Source organism: Streptomyces sp. NPDC096012, assembly GCF_040426375.1.
Classification (GTDB): Bacteria; Actinomycetota; Actinomycetes; order Streptomycetales; family Streptomycetaceae; genus Streptomyces.
In genome coordinates this window covers 294,126-310,839 of the sequence record NZ_JBEOTD010000004.1, presented here as the reverse complement: position 1 = coordinate 310,839, position 16,714 = coordinate 294,126, and the positions used below count along the sequence as shown (strand labels likewise).

General features: G+C 73.8%; 11 protein-coding genes. 10 read left to right on the top strand and 1 reads right to left on the bottom strand.

Going from position 1 to position 16,714, the window contains the following annotated elements; translation table 11 throughout:
* Positions 1 to 169: 169 nt before the first annotated feature.
* The 6 genes from ABVB68_RS07165 (at position 170) to holA (ending at position 7,838) form a co-directional block, all read left to right on the top strand.
* Positions 170 to 898, top strand: a complete 729-nt coding sequence (locus ABVB68_RS07165) for a hypothetical protein (RefSeq protein ID WP_353600013.1) — start codon at positions 170 to 172, stop codon at positions 896 to 898.
* Between the two features lie 77 nt (positions 899 to 975).
* Positions 976 to 1,821, top strand: coding sequence for a DegV family protein (locus ABVB68_RS07160; protein WP_353600012.1), 846 nt, complete (start codon positions 976 to 978; stop codon positions 1,819 to 1,821).
* Positions 1,822 to 1,943: 122 nt separating this feature from the next.
* The gene (locus tag ABVB68_RS07155; RefSeq protein WP_353600011.1) at positions 1,944 to 3,086 is read left to right on the top strand and encodes a helix-hairpin-helix domain-containing protein; all 1,143 of its coding nucleotides are present in this window, start codon (positions 1,944 to 1,946) and stop codon (positions 3,084 to 3,086) included.
* Complete coding sequence (locus ABVB68_RS07150; protein ID WP_353600010.1) at positions 3,083 to 5,932, top strand: ComEC/Rec2 family competence protein; 2,850 nt, start codon at positions 3,083 to 3,085, stop codon at positions 5,930 to 5,932. The genes ABVB68_RS07155 and ABVB68_RS07150 overlap by 4 nt, the downstream gene beginning before the upstream one ends.
* Before the next feature lie 584 nt (positions 5,933 to 6,516).
* Positions 6,517 to 6,762 carry a hypothetical protein gene (locus tag ABVB68_RS07145; RefSeq protein ID WP_353600009.1) on the top strand — a complete coding sequence of 82 codons (246 nt, stop codon included), beginning with the start codon at positions 6,517 to 6,519 and terminating at the stop codon, positions 6,760 to 6,762.
* Between the two features lie 86 nt (positions 6,763 to 6,848).
* Positions 6,849 to 7,838, top strand: a complete 990-nt coding sequence (holA, locus tag ABVB68_RS07140) for a DNA polymerase III subunit delta (RefSeq protein WP_353600008.1) — start codon at positions 6,849 to 6,851, stop codon at positions 7,836 to 7,838.
* A gap of 622 nt (positions 7,839 to 8,460) precedes the next feature.
* Here the strand turns inward: holA and rpsT are convergent.
* Entirely contained in the window at positions 8,461 to 8,727 is a 267-nt protein-coding gene (gene rpsT, locus ABVB68_RS07135) for a 30S ribosomal protein S20 (RefSeq protein ID WP_031158784.1), read from the bottom strand.
* A gap of 226 nt (positions 8,728 to 8,953) precedes the next feature.
* Between rpsT and lepA the strand changes: the two genes are divergently transcribed.
* The 4 genes from lepA (at position 8,954) to hemW (ending at position 16,712) form a co-directional block, all read left to right on the top strand.
* Positions 8,954 to 10,828, top strand: a complete 1,875-nt coding sequence (gene lepA, locus ABVB68_RS07130) for a translation elongation factor 4 (protein ID WP_353600007.1) — start codon at positions 8,954 to 8,956, stop codon at positions 10,826 to 10,828.
* 269 nt (positions 10,829 to 11,097) lie between these two features.
* Positions 11,098 to 12,981, top strand: coding sequence for an AMP-dependent synthetase/ligase (locus ABVB68_RS07125; RefSeq protein ID WP_353600006.1), 1,884 nt, complete (start codon positions 11,098 to 11,100; stop codon positions 12,979 to 12,981).
* Positions 12,982 to 13,360: 379 nt separating this feature from the next.
* Positions 13,361 to 15,181: a SpoIIE family protein phosphatase gene (locus ABVB68_RS07120; protein WP_353600052.1), complete on the top strand. Its 1,821-nt coding sequence runs from the start codon at positions 13,361 to 13,363 to the stop codon at positions 15,179 to 15,181.
* A gap of 298 nt (positions 15,182 to 15,479) precedes the next feature.
* The gene (gene hemW, locus ABVB68_RS07115) at positions 15,480 to 16,712 is read left to right on the top strand and encodes a radical SAM family heme chaperone HemW (RefSeq protein ID WP_353600005.1); all 1,233 of its coding nucleotides are present in this window, start codon (positions 15,480 to 15,482) and stop codon (positions 16,710 to 16,712) included.
* The last annotated feature ends 2 nt before the right edge of the window (positions 16,713 to 16,714 follow it).

Below are 16,714 nucleotides of genomic sequence, written 5' to 3'. Positions count from 1 at the left end.
GGGAACTCGGTGGCGTGCCGGTGCGGACCCGTTGGATGCCGGTGTGGGCCGGCGTCGGGGTAGTCCCCTACGGGCAGGTTCGGGGTTCTTCCGGAACTCCGGGCCTGCCCGCTGCGTTTACCGTGGAGAGCACAGCGGCGTGTGCCGTGCCGGCCCGAGGAGGAGCGTCATGGAAGTGGTGCTGACCGTGTTCGCCCTGCTCTTCCTGCTCCTCATCGGCCTGGGTGCCTACGCCACGGTCAAGGCGGTCGGCGCCGCCAAGCGCGGCGTGGACCGGACGATCGCCCAGGCCCGCCGCACGGTCGAGGACCACACCCTGCGCGCCAAGTCCTTCGCCCAGCTCGGCCCGGCCGGCGAGATCGCCCAGCTGCGGCTCGCGCTGCGCACCTCCATGCGCGCCACCCAGGACGCGCTGCACGCGGGGTCGCACGAGGACGAGTCGCTGAAGGAGTCCCTGGGCCTGTTCGAGCGGCTCAGCGCGCACGGCCACGAGCTGGACGCGGACCTCAGGCGCCTGGAGTCCGAGCCGGACCGGGCGACGCTCGCCGCGCACCTGCCCGAGCTGCGCGGCCGCACCGAGCGCATCACCAAGTCCGCCGACGCGCTGCGCTGGGCCGTCCGCGACCGGGCGCGCCGCTTCGCCGACGACGACCTGGGTTCGCTCAGCGCCCAGATCGACATCGAGGCCGACGCCCTGCGCCACTGGACCCGGGCCGGGAACGCCCCGAGAACCCCGCGATGGGACGACGCCCCCGCCGGCGCCGACGGCGAGGCGGCGCGGCAGCACGGGACCGACTCCCGCGCCGCCGGGGAGCCGGCCGCCCGGGCGATCCCCTCCCCGTCGCCGCGCCCCGCGTACCCCTGGCAGAAGAAGCCCCGCCCCGAGAGCACCAGCTGACCGGGAGTCGTCGGACCGGCCCGGCACTTCAGGGGCCGGGCTGCAGCACGAGCGGTACGGCGGGTAACCTCCAGCTCATGTCCCGCCATGTCGCGATCGTCACCGATTCAACGGCCTACCTGCCGCCACGGACGATGGAGCGCCACGGCATCACGGCGGTGCCCCTGACCGTGGTCCTCGGCGACCGGGCGCTCGAAGAGGGCACCGAGATCTCGACGCGCTCCCTGGCCCAGGCGTTGCAGAAGCGGCGTTCCGTCACCACCTCCCGTCCCAGTCCGGAGGTCTTCGCCGAGACCTACCGCAAGGTCGCCGAGGCCGGTGCGACCGGCATCGTCTCCCTGCACCTGTCCGCGGAGCTGTCCGGCACCTATGACGCGGCGGTCCTCGCGGCGCGTGAGGCACCGGTGCCCGTACGGGTCGTGGACACCGGGATGGTCGCGATGGCCCTCGGATTCTGCGCGCTCGCCGCCGCCGAGGTGGCGGAGGCCGGCGGCACGGTCGACGAGGCCGTCACGGCCGCCGAGAAACGGGCGGCGGGCACCTCCGCCTACTTCTACGTCGACACGCTCGACTATCTGCGCCGTGGCGGCCGCATCGGTGCCGCGCAGGCCTTGCTGGGCTCCGCACTCGCCGTCAAGCCGCTGCTCCAGCTGGACGGCGGCCGCATCGAGTTGCTCGAGAAGGTCCGCACGGCGTCCAAGGCCATCGCCCGGCTGGAGGAGATCGCCGCCGAGCGGGCGGGCAACGCGGAGGTCGACATCGCCGTCCACCACCTCGCCGCCCCGGAGCGCGCCACCGCACTCGCCGACCGGCTGCGGGTACGGGTGCCGGGCCTGGCCGACCTGCATGTCAGCGAGGTCGGAGCGGTGATCGGGGCGCACACCGGACCCGGGCTGCTGGGAGCGGTCGTCTCGCCCCGCTGACGGCGGCCGGATCCCCCCCCGGTTTCACTCGTACGGGTGGCGGAGTTTTCCACAACCGGGCGGTCGTCCCCGGGAATTGACCAAGATCATCGTGGTTCGGCGGGATGTTCCATCCTCGTCGCATGGCACTTCGATCACGTTCCCGCACAGCCACTCCGACCAGCGGCCCCGGCCGCGGACCCACTTCCGACGGCCGCGTCCGCCACCGCCGGGGTACCGAGCACCGGCGCCGCATCGGGTATCCCCGCGGTCCCGGGCATCGCCGCGGCATCGGGCAGCCCGGCCCCGGGCATCACCGCCGCGACACCGAGGACCGCCGGGGCACGGCCCCCCGCCGCGCCGGGCACCGCCCGACCGCGTCCGCGGAGGAACTGCGCCGCCGGGCGGAACTCCTCTTCGGTGAACGAGCCGTGCGCCGGCGGGAGTCGGGGAACGGGCCACCGGAAACCGCGGTGGCACCAGGGCCGGCGGTGACCCCAGAGCCCGGACCGGCCGCACCCGTGATCCCGGCGGAGCCGGACGCGCCGGTCGGAACGGACTGGCGCGAGCGGGCCGCCCTGGCACTGCGCGAGCGGATGCCGGTGTGGTTGCAGGCGCGGTGCGGGGTGGAGCGCCGAGGAGCCGTGGCACTCGCCGTGGTGCTCGTGGTGGCGGCCGTGTTCGCCGTGCAGCACTTCTGGACCGGCCGCACCCAGTCCGTGAGCGCCCCTCAAGTGGTGCGCGGCGACGCCTCCCCGACCCAGCGGCACGAGGACACGAGGGGCGGTGCCACGGGGGGCGCCCCGACGGGTGTCACGGCGGCCGCCTCGGTGGCGCCGGGTGGGGAGATCGTCGTGGACGTCAGCGGCAAGGTCCGGAAACCGGGCATTCTGCGGTTGCCGGCCGGCTCCCGGGTGGCCGACGCGCTGCGGGCGGCGGGCGGCATCCGTCCGGGAGTCAGCGCCGAGGGCCTCAACCGGGCCCGTTTCCTGGTGGACGGCGAACAGGTCCTCGTCGGCGTCTCCGCCGGGGCGCCCGCTCCACCCGGCCAGGCGGGCGGTGCGGCCCCGGGGCCGGCCGGCACGGGCCCCACGGCCCCGGTCTCCCTCAACACGGCGACCGCGGACCAGCTCGACACCCTGCCCGGAGTCGGCCCGGTCCTGGCTCAGCACATCATCGACTACCGCGGCCGGCACGGCGGTTTCCGTTCCGTGGACGAACTCCGCGAGGTGAACGGCATCGGCGACCGCCGCTTCACCGATCTCCGGGAGCTGGTACGGCCATGAGCCGCGGGCCGGACGAAGCCGCCGCCCCCGGCTCCGAGCCGGACGAGCGCGCAAGAACGCGTGACCGGGCGGCTCCCCCGGACCTGCGCCTGGTGCCGCCCGCCCTGGCGGCCTGGGCCACGGCGGCCCTGACCCTGGACGCACCGGCGGCCCGCACCGCGGGGATCGTGGCAGGCTGCCTGATCGGCGGGGTCCTCCTGCTGTCGGTGCGGCGGACCGGACGCGGCGGGGCCGCCCCCGGCGGGAGTCCGGCCACCACACGGCCGGCCCACGGCCGGTTCGCCTGGGCGCACCCACCGGTCGCCGCCGTGCTGCTCTGCGTCGCCGCGTCCGCGGCCTCGGCCGGGCTGCACGGCGCGGACGTGCGGCGCGGACCGGTGCCCGAGCTGGCCCGGCGGTTCGCGACCGTGACCGCCGAGGTCGAACTGCGCGGCGACCCCTGGCTGAGCCGCCCGAAGGTGCGCGGTGATCACGCGGCACCCGTGGCGGTGCTCGTCCGGGCGGACGTGCGGCAGGTCGAGACGGCCGACGGAAGGAGCGCGCGGACACGGACCCCGGTCCTGCTCGTCGTCGACGCGGATGTGCCGGCTCCGCGGGAGAGCGCCGTGCGCACCGGGGACTCGAAGCAGCCGCCGGCCCCCGCTGCCGGAGGAGCGCCGGACGAGCGGGCGCCGGGGGACGGGAAGGGAAGCGGAGCGCCGGTCTCGACGGCTGTGGGGAGTGGGAGTTCGAGGGGGGTGCAGGTCTCGGCCGGCGTGGGGAGTGCGGATTCACGGGCGGCGCCGGACCCTGTAGCGGGGTCCCGGGATGCACGGGGAGCGCCGGACCCGGCTGCCCATGGGACGGCGGGTGGACGTGCCGTCTGGCTGGGGCTGTTGCCGTCCACGCGACTGCGGGTGGGCGGGCGGCTGGCGCCAGCCGTGGCGGGGGGTGACCGGACCGCGGCCGTGCTGCGGGTGCGCGGTCGGCCGGGACCCCGGATCGTGGCGGCGCCGAACGGGCCGCAGCGGCTGGCGGGGCGGCTCAGGGCGGGGCTGCGCGAGGCTACCGACGGTCTGCGGGGGGATGCGCGGGCACTGCTTCCCGGGCTGGTCGTCGGGGACACCTCACGGATCACACCCGAACTGGACGAGGCGTTCAAGGAGACGGACCTAGCGCACACGCTCGCCGTCTCCGGCAGCAACCTCACCGTCCTGCTCGCCCTGCTCCTCGGACCGCCCGGCCTGGCCCAGCGGGCCGAACGGCGAGGCCTCGCCCCGCGCCTGGGACTCTCCCTGCGGGCGACCGCCCTGTTCGCGGGAGCGCTGACGCTCGGATTCGTCGTCGTGTGCCGGCCCGACCCCAGTGTGCTGCGGGCCGCCGCCTGCGGGACGGTCGCCCTGCTCGCCCTGGCCACCGGGCGGCGGAGGTCCCTGATCCCGGCACTGGCCACGGCCGTGCTCCTGCTGGTGCTGTACGACCCCTGGCTGGCCCGCAGTTACGGCTTTCTGCTCTCCGTGCTGGCCACCGGCGCGCTGCTCCTCCTGGCGCCGGTCTGGAGCGAGGCGTTGCGGCGGCGCCGGGTGCCGCCGCGGCTCGCCGAGGCGCTCGCGGCGGCCGCTGCCGCGCAGGCCGTGTGCGCACCGGTGGTGGCGGTGCTGTCTGCCCGGGTGAGCCTGGTGGCGGTGCCCTGCAATCTGCTGGCCGAGGCGGCGGTGGCGCCGGCCACGGTGCTGGGGTTCGCGGCGCTCACCACGGCACCGCTGGTGATGCCGGTCGCCAAGGTGTTCGCCTGGTGCGCGAGTTGGCCGGCCGGGTGGATCGCGCGGGTGGCCCGGTCCGGGGCGGCCTTGCCCGGGGCGGGTGTGGACTGGCCCGGGAGCTGGGTGGGAGCGCTGGCACTCGCCGTGGTCACGGTGGTCGTCGTGGCGGCCGGGAGGAGGCTGCTGCGGCGCCCGTGGTGGTGCGGACTGCTCGGGGTGGTGCTCCTGCTGGCGCTCGTACGTCCGGCGCCCCTGACCCGGGTGCTCACGGGCTGGCCGCCACCGGGATGGCGGTTCGCGATGTGCGATGTCGGGCAGGGCGACGCGACGGTGCTCGCGGCCGGGGAGGGAGCCGCGGTGGTCGTGGACGCCGGGCCTGATCCGGCGCCGGTCGACCGCTGTCTGCGGCAGTTGGGCGTCACGCGCGTCCCCCTGCTCGTTCTCACCCACTTCCATGCGGACCACGTGGCGGGTCTGCCCGGTGTGCTGCGGGGCCGCTCGGTGGCCGAGATCGAGACGACGGGTCTCGAGGAACCGGCGGAGCAGGCCGAGTTCGTCCGAAGGCGGGCGGCCGAACGGCACATCCCGGTCACGCGGGCCGTCGCGGGGGAGGAACGGCGCACCGGGCCGCTGTCCTGGCGCGTCCTGTGGCCCCCGCCGGACGGGAGACCGTCCGCAGGTGCACAGGCGTCGGTGGTGCCGCCGGGCGGCACCCTGCCGCAACCGGACGGACCGAACGACGCCAGCATCGTGCTGCTCGTCCGCACCGGGGGACTGCGGCTGCTGCTGCTCGGCGACCTCGAACCCCCCGCCCAGCAGGCGCTGTCGAGAACACCGGCGGCTGCCGGGCTGGCCGGGGTGGACGTCCTGAAAGTGGCCCACCACGGCTCGGCCTACCAGGACCCGCAGCTGATACGGCTCGTGGCACCCAGGGTGGCCCTCATCTCCGCCGGCGCCGACAACCCTTACGGGCACCCGGCACCGTCGACCGTCGCCGCGCTGCGTGCCGGTGGCGCGGTGGTCCTGCGCACCGACCGGGACGGAGCGCTCGCCGTCGGCGGCAGCGGAGGGGCGGACGGGGAGGTGCGGGTGGCCAGAGAGTGAGGAGAGCCGAGCCGCGTGCCCGGCCTGCGAGCCCGGCCGGACTCCGGCGAGGCCGTCTGCGGGGTCGGCGGGGTCGTAAGTGGGAGTCCGGGGGGACGGGGCCAGAGGTGGGTGTCCGCGGGGCCCACCTGCCCGCGCCCACCCGCCGACGCCCCGGCCGCGTCGCCAGCGCCCACCCGGCAATGGACGCCCGCCCATCGCGACTGCCGACGCCCTCCCCGGCAACGGACGCCCGCCCGCCGACGCCCCCGCGCCGTCGCAGGCGCCCGACCGGCAATGGACGCCTGCCCGCCCCGGCTGCCGAGGCTCGCCCGCCTACGCCCCTTCGCCAGCCCCGACCGACAGCGGACGCTCGCCCGCCATGGCAACCGCGCCCGCCCCGGCAACCGACGCCTGCCCGCCGACGCCCCGGCCGCATCGCCAGCGCCCACCCGGCAACGGACGCCCACCCGGCAACGGACGCCCGCCCGTCAACGGACGCCCGCCCGCCCCGACTGCCGACACCCTCCCCGGCAGCCGGTGCCCACCCGCTCCCCGCCCCCGCCCTCTCCGCTCGGTCTGCCCCCGTGCCGGAGAATGGCCCCGTGAGCGATGTGAGACACGTGCTGGTGCTGCCCGACCGCGATGCCGCCGAGGAGGCGGTCGCGGCGCTCGGGGAGCGGTTCGGGATCGATGAGGAGCCCCGGCTGGTCCGGGACGCGCTGGCCGGTGAGGACGACGCCGAGGACGCCCAGTGGCTGGTGGTCCTGCGGGACGAGCAGCGGCGGCTGGACCCGGCGCGGCTCGATGAGTTCGCCGGCGAGTGGGACGGCTGGCGCGAGGAGCCCTGACCCCGGGGCGGGCTCGGGGTGCGGTCCGGGACCGGCCGGGGTTCGCGGACCGTTCGTTGTCGGTGGCGCGTGGGATGCTGTACGCGATGGCCAGGAAGACTGCGAATGACGACCCTCTCGCCCCGGTGACGCTTGCCGTGGGCCAGGAGGACCTCCTGCTCGACCGTGCCGTGCGGGAGGTGGTGGCCGCCGCCAAGGCCTCCGACGCCGACACGGACGTACGGGACCTCACCCCGGACCAGCTGCAGCCCGGCACGCTCGCCGAGCTGACCAGTCCGTCGCTCTTCGCCGAGCGGAAAGTCGTGGTCGTACGCAACGCGCAGGACCTGTCGGCCGACACGATCAAGGACGTGAAGGCGTACCTCGGATCGCCCGCCGAGGAGATCACGCTCGTCCTGCTGCACGCCGGCGGCGCCAAGGGCAAGGGACTGCTGGACGCCGCGCGCAAGGCCGGGGCGCGTGAGGTGGCCTGCCCGAAGATGACCAAGCCGGCGGACCGGCTGGCCTTCGTGCGGGGGGAGTTCCGCTCGTCCGGGCGGTCGGCGACGCCCGAGGCGTGCCAGGTGCTCTGCGACGCGGTCGGCAGTGACCTGCGGGAGCTGGCCTCGGCGGTGTCCCAGCTGGTCGCCGACGTGGAGGGGACGATCGACGAGGCGATCGTCGGCCGGTACTACACCGGCCGCGCCGAGGCCTCCAGCTTCACGGTCGCCGACCGGGCCGTGGAGGGGCGTACGGCGGAGGCGCTCGAGGCGCTCAGATGGTCGCTGTCGACGGGTGTGGCGCCGGTGCTGATCACCAGTGCGCTGGCGCAGGGCGTGCGGGCGATCGGGAAGCTGTCCTCCGCGCGCGGCGGACGTCCGGCCGATCTGGCGCGCGAGCTGGGCATGCCGCCGTGGAAGATCGACCGGGTGCGCCAGCAGATGCGGGGCTGGACGCCCGACGGCGTCGCGGTGGCGATGCGTGCGGTCGCCGAGGCCGACGCGGGTGTGAAGGGCGGCGGTGACGACCCCGGGTACGCGCTGGAGAAGGCGGTCGTGACGATCGCCCGGGCCGCCCGGTCCAGGGGCCGCGCCTGATCCGGCCACCCGGCCGGCCCTCGCGACGTACGCCGACGCCGATGCCCGCGTCGATGCCGATGCCGATGCCTGCGCCCACGCCGATGCCGATGCCTGCGCCCACGCCGATGCCCGCGCCGACACCGACACCGACACCGACGCCGATGCCCGCGCCGACACCGACACCGACACCGACACCGACACCGATGCCTGCGCCGGCACCGATGCCAACGCCCGCGCCGACACAGACGCCGATGCCCGCGCCCCCGCCCGCGCCGACGCCGATGCCCGCGCCCACACCCCCGCCCCCGCCCCCGCCGACGGCGACCGTGACCGCCACCGCGACAGCGACAGCGACCGCCACCGCCACCGCGACCGCGAGGACGATGTCCCAGCCGTGGCGACCTGCGGCGACGGCGACGACCGGCCATGCCGATGCGGCGGCCTTGATGGCGCGGCCGGTGTATGCCGAAGGCCCTGGCGGACACCTTGGGGAAGGTGGCCGACAGGGCCTCGGATCAAGCTTTCGGATCCGCGCCCGCGTGGCGAACGCAGGCCGCGCGCGGTTCCTGGGGTGCCGGTCGGGAGCGGAAGAGAGAGGGCCCGCTCTGGGTCCTTCCGGCGGTCAGATCAAAAGGGGTTCTCAGCCCTTGAGGGTGGTGACCTTGGAAGCAAGCGCCGACTTCTTGTTGGCGGCCTGGTTCTTGTGGATGACGCCCTTGGAGACGGCCTTGTCGAGCGCACGCGCGGCAGCGCGCTGCAGCTCGGTCGCCTTCTCCACGTCACCCGCGGCAGCGGCCTCACGGGCCTTGCGGATCGCGGTCTTCAGGGAGGACTTGACGGCCTTGTTGCGCAGCCGCGCCTTCTCGTTGGTCTTGATCCGCTTGATCTGGGACTTGATGTTCGCCACGAAGGAGCCTTTTCAGGTTCAGGCGCGGAACCGCTCGGGTCCCGTGCCGGTGATCCAAAATTTCTCTGACGTGCCTCGCGCTGAGAGGGCATGAGGCACAGCCATCTACAGTACCAGTGGCCTTGCGAGCGGCCCAAAACGGCCCTCGGTCCGTCCCCGTGGGACGATGGAGACTACGTATCGATCCGACCCGAGGCATAAGGCGCCTCAAGAGACAGGACCCTGCGTGCCCGCGACCCCTAACAATGTGCCCGAGCCGAGCCGTACCGCCCCGGCTCTGATCCGCAATTTCTGCATCATCGCGCACATCGACCACGGCAAGTCCACGCTCGCCGACCGGATGCTCCAGCTGACCGGCGTGGTCGAGCAGCGGCAGATGCGTGCTCAGTACCTCGACCGGATGGACATCGAGCGCGAGCGCGGCATCACGATCAAGTCCCAGGCGGTGCGTCTGCCCTGGGCCCCGACCGAGGGCCCCGACCAGGGTGCGACCCACATCCTCAACATGATCGACACCCCGGGGCACGTCGACTTCACCTACGAGGTCTCGCGGTCGCTGGCCGCCTGCGAGGGGACCATCCTCCTCGTCGACGCCGCCCAGGGCATCGAGGCGCAGACCCTCGCCAACCTCTACCTGGCGATGGAGAACGACCTCGCGATCATCCCGGTGCTGAACAAGATCGACCTGCCGGCCGCGCAGCCGGAGAAGTTCGCCGAGGAGCTGGCGAACCTGGTCGGCTGCGACCCCGACGACGTGCTGCGGGTCTCAGCCAAGACCGGCGTCGGCGTCGACGCGCTGCTCAACAGGGTCGTGCGGGACGTGCCCGCGCCGGTCGGTGTCGCGGACGCGCCCGCTCGCGCGATGATCTTCGACTCGGTCTACGACTCGTACCGGGGCGTGGTGACGTACGTCCGTGTCATCGACGGACAGCTCAACAAGCGTGAGCGCATCCGCATGATGTCGACGAACGCCACCCACGAGCTGCTGGAGATCGGCACCAACTCGCCCGAGATGCTGCCCGCCGACGGGCTCGGCGTGGGCGAGGTGGGCTACCTCATCACCGGTGTGAAGGACGTCCGCCAGTCCAAGGTCGGCGACACGATCACCAGTCAGAGCAAGGGCGCCACGGAGGCGCTCGGCGGCTACAAGGACCCGAAGCCCATGGTCTTCTCGGGTCTGTATCCGCTGGACGGCTCCGACTACCCCGAGCTGCGCGACGCCCTCGACAAGCTGCAGCTCAACGACGCCGCGCTGGTCTACGAGCCGGAGACGTCCGCCGCCCTCGGCTTCGGCTTCCGGGTCGGCTTCCTCGGCCTGCTGCACCTCGACGTGATCCGCGAGCGGCTGGAGCGCGAGTTCGGGCTCGACCTGATCGCCACCGCACCGAACGTGGTCTACCGGGTGGTCATGGAGGACGGCACCGAGCACACGGTGACCAATCCGAGCGAATTCCCCGAGGGGAAGATCGGTGAGGTGTACGAGCCGGTCGTGCGGGCCACCATCCTCGCGCCGAGCGAGTTCATCGGCTCGATCATGGAGCTGTGCCAGACCAGGCGCGGCACGCTGCTCGGCATGGACTACCTCTCCGAGGACCGGGTCGAGATCCGCTACACGCTGCCGCTCGCGGAGATCGTCTTCGACTTCTTCGACCAGCTGAAGTCCAAGACGCGCGGCTACGCCTCGCTCGACTACGAGCCCACCGGCGAGCAGACCTCCAGCCTGGTCAAGGTCGACATCCTGCTGCACGGCGACAAGGTGGACGCCTTCTCGGCGATCACCCACAAGGACGCGGCGTACGCGTACGGCGTGCGGCTGGTGGCCAAGCTGCGCGAGCTGATCCCGCGGCAGGCCTTCGAGGTGCCCATCCAGGCCGCCGTGGGCTCGCGGGTCATCGCCCGCGAGACCATCCGCGCCATCCGCAAGGACGTCCTCGCCAAGTGCTACGGCGGTGACATCTCGCGCAAGCGCAAGCTGCTGGAGAAGCAGAAGGAAGGCAAGAAGCGGATGAAGATGGTGGGTTCCGTGGAGGTTCCGCAGGAGGCCTTCATCGCCGTGCTGTCCAGCGATGACAGCGCGGGGTCGCCCAAGGGCAAGAAGTAACCAGCGGTGACAAGGAGTCACGGCCGGGTTACGCCATAAACGGGCACAAGGGGGCTCGTCATGCGAAAGCGCGACGGGCCCCTACGCGTGCGTAACGTCGCTCTGAGTGGAAAGTGACAGGCCGAAGCCCCTTACGCAGCGGCCGGTCGCGGCTTACCCTGAACCCTGCTCGATAGTTACTCGCGAGTTAAACAACACTTCTGAACCCCACCGTGAGTTAACCCAGCCGCACCGAGTCAGCCGCACCGACGCGGGCCCCGGAGGATGTCGTGACCGACGCACAGACCCTGATCGAGAACCGTCCGCCGTCCGTGGCGGCCCTCTTCCTGGAGCGCGTGGCGGCCACACCGGACGCCGAGGCCTACCGCTATCCCGTCCCGCCCGCCTCCGGCCAGGGCCCGGACGAGTGGAAGTCGCTCAGCTGGGCCCAGGCCGCGGACCGGGTGTACGCCATCGCCGCCGGCCTCGTCGAGCTGGGTGTCCAGCCCGAGCAGCGGGTGGCGCTCGCCTCCTCGACCCGCGTCGAGTGGATCCTCGCCGACCTCGCCATCATGTGCGCCGGCGGCGCGACCACGACCATCTACCCGCAGACCAACGCCGACGAGTCGGCGTTCATCCTCTCCGACTCCGAGAGCCGGGTGCTGATCGCCGAGGACGCGGCCCAGGTCGCCAAGGCGCTCGAGAAGCGCGCCGAGCTGCCCGAGCTGGCCAAGGTCGTCGTCGTCGACCCGGCCGGCGCGGAGACCGCGGAGACCGGCGACTGGGTGATCACCCTCGCCGAACTGGAGCGGCGCGGCGCCGCCTACCTGGAACAGCACCCCCAGCTGATCAAGGAGCGGGTCGGCGCGATCACCAAGGACCAGCTCGCCACCCTCATCTACACCTCCGGCACGACCGGCCGCCCCAAGGGTGTGCGCCTGCCGCACGACAACTGGTCGTACATGGCGAAGGCGATCGCCTCCACCGGGCTGCTCGGCGCCGACGACGTGCAGTACCTGTGGCTGCCGCTCGCCCACGTCTTCGGCAAGGTCCTCACCTCCGGCCAGATCGAGGTCGGGCACGTCACCGCGGTCGACGGCCGCGTCGACAAGATCATCGAGAACCTGCCGGTGGTGCAGCCGACGTACATGGCGGCCGTCCCGCGGATCTTCGAGAAGGTCTACAACGGTGTCGCGGCCAAGGCGCGCGAGGGCGGCGCTGCCAAGTACAAGATCTTCCAGTGGGCCGCCGAGGTGTCCCGCGAGTACGCCAAGGTCAGCCAGGACAACTTCCGCCGTACCGGCACCGCGGCGGTGCCCTTCACCCTCGCCGCCAGGCACAAGGTCGCCGACACCCTCGTCTACGGCAAGCTCCGCGAGGCCTTCGGCGGCCGGCTGCGCGCCTGCGTCTCCGGCGCCTCCGCGCTGGCTCCGGAGATCGGCTACTTCTTCGCCGGCGCCGGCATCCACATCCTGGAGGGCTACGGCCTCACCGAGTCCTCCGCGGCCTCCTTCGTCAACCCCGGCGAGGCCTACCGCACCGGCACGGTCGGCAAGCCGCTGCCCGGCACCGAGGTCCGGATCGCCGAGGACGGCGAGATCCTGCTGCGCGGCCCCGGCATCATGGACGGCTACCACAAGCTGCCCGAGAAGACCGCGGAGGTGCTGGAGTCCGACGGCTGGTTCCACACCGGCGACATCGGCGAGCTGTCGCCCGACGGCTATCTGCGCATCACCGACCGCAAGAAGGACCTGATCAAGACCTCCGGCGGCAAGTACGTCGCCCCGGCCGAGGTCGAGGGGCAGTTCAAGGCGGTGTGCCCGTACGTCTCCAACATCCTCGTGCACGGCGCCGACCGGAACTACTGCACCGCCCTGATCGCCCTGGACGAACTCGCGATCCAGGACTGGGCGAAGGAGAACGGCCTGGCGGGCAGGTCGTACGCGGAGATCGTCGCGGCGCCGCAGACGGTCGAGCTGGTCGACGGCTACATCCAGCAGCTCAACGCCGGTCTCCAGCGCTGGCAGACGATCAAGAAGTTCCGCCTGCTGCCCCGGGACCTCGACGTCGAGCACGGCGAGATCACGCCGAGCCTCAAGCTGAAGCGGCCCGTCGTGGAGCGCGAGTACAAGGGCCTCATCGACGAGATGTACGCGGGTTCGCGGGAGGCCTAGCACTCACGGGAGGCCGGCCGGGCACGGTCCCGGAGGGGCCCGGCACGGTCTCGGAGGCGTCTGGCAGGGTCCCGGAAGGGCTCGGCATGGTCTCGGAAGGGCCTGGCAGGGTCCCGGAAGGGCTCGGCACGGTCTCGGAAGGGCCTGGCACGGTCTCGGAAAGGCAGGGTCCCGGAGGGGTGCCGGGGACCGTCGGCGGCCGGGGTTCGTCCCTAGTGGGTCGCGCGGTTCCCCGCATCCCCTTGACCGGTTTCGGCACCGCCGTGCTCGATCGTGTCCGTACGGGAGCACTCCCATGGCGCGGACCCGGCCACGCCTGGCCGCTTCGGTGACAGCCCGCTAGTACACGCCTCCTTTCTGTCACCCTTGCCCCATGGACATGGCGGCCATACCGGCGCAGCGGGAGAGCGAGGCCCCGGACCGTGAGGTGCGGGGGCGGACCGCGCTGGCCGGAAGTCCCCTCGCGCCGGGCTCGGCCCGGGCGCTGGTGCGGGCCGCGCTGGCCCAGGCGCCCGGGGTGTCCGCCCGGCTCGCCGACGACGCCGTGGCCGTCGTCAGCGAGCTGGTCACCAACGCCGTCGTGCACGCCGGTACCGACGTCGAGCTGGAGTGGCGCCTGGAGGGGACCGGCGCGTTCGTCGTGGAGGTCGGCGACCGGCACCCCTCCCGCCCCCCGCGCGACACGGCCGGCGGCGAGACCCCGTACGACGCCGCCGAGTACGGGCGCGGGCTGCGGCTGGTCGCCACCCTCGCGGAGTCCTGGGGCGTCACCTACCGCACCGGCGCCAAGACGGTGTGGGCGCGGCTGCCACCGGGCGGCGCCGACACTCCGGCCGGGCCCGCCCCGGACCTGGCCCTGGAGGTCGCCGAGGACCTGGCCCCGCAGCCGCTGCGCGCCGACGCCGACCGGGACTGGCTCGGCCGCGGCGCGCTGTCCTTCCTCGCCGAGGCCTCCGACCTGCTCGCCGGGCAGCTGGACGAGAACCTCGTCGCCGCCCTCACCGGCCAGCTGATCGTGCCCCGGCTCGCCGACTGGTGCGCGGTGTGGCTGGAGGACGAGGCGACCGTACGCGGCGGCACGGGCGGCGGCCCGGCCCGGGTCTGGCACACCAGCGAGTCCCGCGTCGAGGAACTGCGGTGCGCCCTGGAGAAGGAGCCGCCGTGCCCGCAGGAGGGCCTGCGCTCCGGTCCCGAGCCGTACCCCTGGCCCGGCGACGCGCTCGGCCCCCAGGGCGCGGACGGCACGGCGCTGGCCTACCGGCTCATCGCGGGCGGCCGGCCGCTCGGCACGCTGGTCATCGGCCGCTGCGGGCCGAGCCGTTTCCCCGACGAGGTCACCGGGCTCGTCGAGGATCTCAGCAGGCGGGTCGCCCTCGCCGTCGGCGCGGCCCGCCAGTACTCCCGGCAGGCCGCCATCAGCGCCGTCCTGCAGCGCGGCCTGCTGCCCGGCGCGGTCGCCGAGATCCCCGGCATGCGCAGCGCGCTCGTCTACGAGCCCTGCGACAAGGGCGGCCCCAGCGGTGACTTCTACGACCTGTTCCCGGCCGGCGACGGCCGCTGGTGCTTCGCCGTCGGCGACGTCCAGGGCAAGGGCCCCGAGGCGGCCGTCGTGATCGGCCTCGCCCGGCCCTGGCTGCGGCTGCTCGCCCGCGAGGGCTACCGCGTCGCCGACGTGCTCGACCGCCTGAACCAGCTCCTCCTGGACGACGCCACCGAGGCCGCCGACGCGGCCGCCCGCGCGCTGGTCGCCGCGGGCGGCCGGCCCGTGCCGCCCGGAGACGGCCCGCAGACCCGCTTCCTGTCCCTGCTCTACGGCGAGCTGACGCCCCACGCCGACGGTGTCCGCTGCACCCTCGCCTCCGCCGGGCACCCGCTGCCCCTGGTCCTGCGGCCGGACGGCGAGGTGCGCACCGCCGCCCGCCCGCAGACCCTGCTCGGCGTGGTCGAGGACGAGACGTACACCAGCGAGACCCTCGAGCTGCGGCCCGGCGACAGCCTGCTGTGCGTCACGGACGGGGTGACCGAGCGCCGCTCGGGCTCCTGCCAGTTCGACGACGGCGACGGGCTGGCGCGGGCCCTGTCCGGCTGCGCGGGCCTGAGCGCCGAGCTGATAGCGGAAAGGATCCGCCGCCTGGTGCACGACTTCGGCGGCGGCCTCCCGGAGGACGACCTCGCCCTGCTGGTGCTCCAGGCCGAGTGACGGCCGCGGAGTCCCCGGGGAGGGTGGCCGTGCGCTGCGGGGCCGGCGTGACCGGCGTGCCGCAGCTGGCCGGCGTGACGATCGTGCTGCATCTGGCCGGCGTGACCGGCATCTGGCCGGTGTGACGATCGTGGTGGACCGGGCGGCGGTGACGGGTGTGCACGCGGGGTGGGCGCTGCGGGGCGGGAGTGACCTCAGTGGTCCGCGGTGCGGGAGCGACCGCCGTGGTGGCCGGGCCGGGAGTGGACCCGGTGACCGTCGTCGTACGGGGCGGTGCTCGTACGGGACAATGGGGGACATGCCTTCCGCACTTCCCGACGGCGAGCCCGTCCCCGCCGACGGCGCGCTGCCCGCCGCCGCGCTCGCCGGGGCCGCCGACCGCCCCCTCGGGTTCTACCTGCACGTCCCGTACTGCGCGACCCGCTGCGGCTACTGCGACTTCAACACCTACACCGCGACCGAGCTGCGCGGCACGGGCGGGGTGCTCGCGTCCCGGGACAACTACGCGGACACGCTGACCGACGAGGTCCGCCTGGCCCGCAAGGTGCTGGGCGACGATCCGCGCGAGGTCCGCACGGTGTTCGTCGGCGGCGGCACACCGACGCTGCTGGCCGCGGACGACCTCGTGCGGATGCTGAGCGCGATCCGCGACGAGTTCGGTCTCGCGCCGGACGCGGAGATCACCACGGAGGCGAACCCGGAGTCGGTCGACCCGGCCTACCTCGCCACCCTGCGCGAGGGCGGCTTCAACCGGATCTCCTTCGGCATGCAGAGCGCGCGCCGGCATGTGCTGAGGGTGCTGGACCGCACGCACACCCCGGGCCGCCCCGAGGCGTGCGTGACGGAGGCGAGGTCGGCCGGCTTCCAGCACGTCAACCTCGACCTGATCTACGGCACGCCGGGGGAGAGCGACGACGACTGGCGGGCCTCCCTGGACGCGGCGATCGGTGCCGGTCCCGACCACGTCAGTGCCTACGCGCTGATCGTCGAGGAGGGCACCCAGCTCGCCCGCCGCATCCGCCGGGGCGAGGTCCCGATGACCGACGACGACGTCCACGCCGACCGCTACCTGATCGCCGAGGAGACCCTGTCGGCGGCGGGCTTCGACTGGTACGAGGTCTCCAACTGGGCCACCTCCGAGGCGGGCCGCTGCCTGCACAACGAGCTGTACTGGCGGGGTGCCGACTGGTGGGGCGCGGGTCCCGGCGCACACTCGCACGTCGGCGGGGTGCGCTGGTGGAACGTCAAGCACCCCGGTGCGTACGCGGCGGCGCTGGCGTCGGGGCGGTCGCCGGGTGCCGGCCGCGAGCTGCTGTCCGACGAGGACCGGCGGGTGGAGCGGATCCTGCTGGAGCTGCGGCTGCGGGAGGGCGTTCCGCTGTCGCTGCTGAAGGAGGCCGGTCTCACGGCGTCCCGGCGGGCGCTGGCGGACGGACTCCTCCAGGAGGGACCGTACGCGCGCGGCCACGCGGTGCTGACGCTGCGCGGCCGGCTGCTGGCGGACGCGGTGGTGCGGGACCTGGTGGACTGACG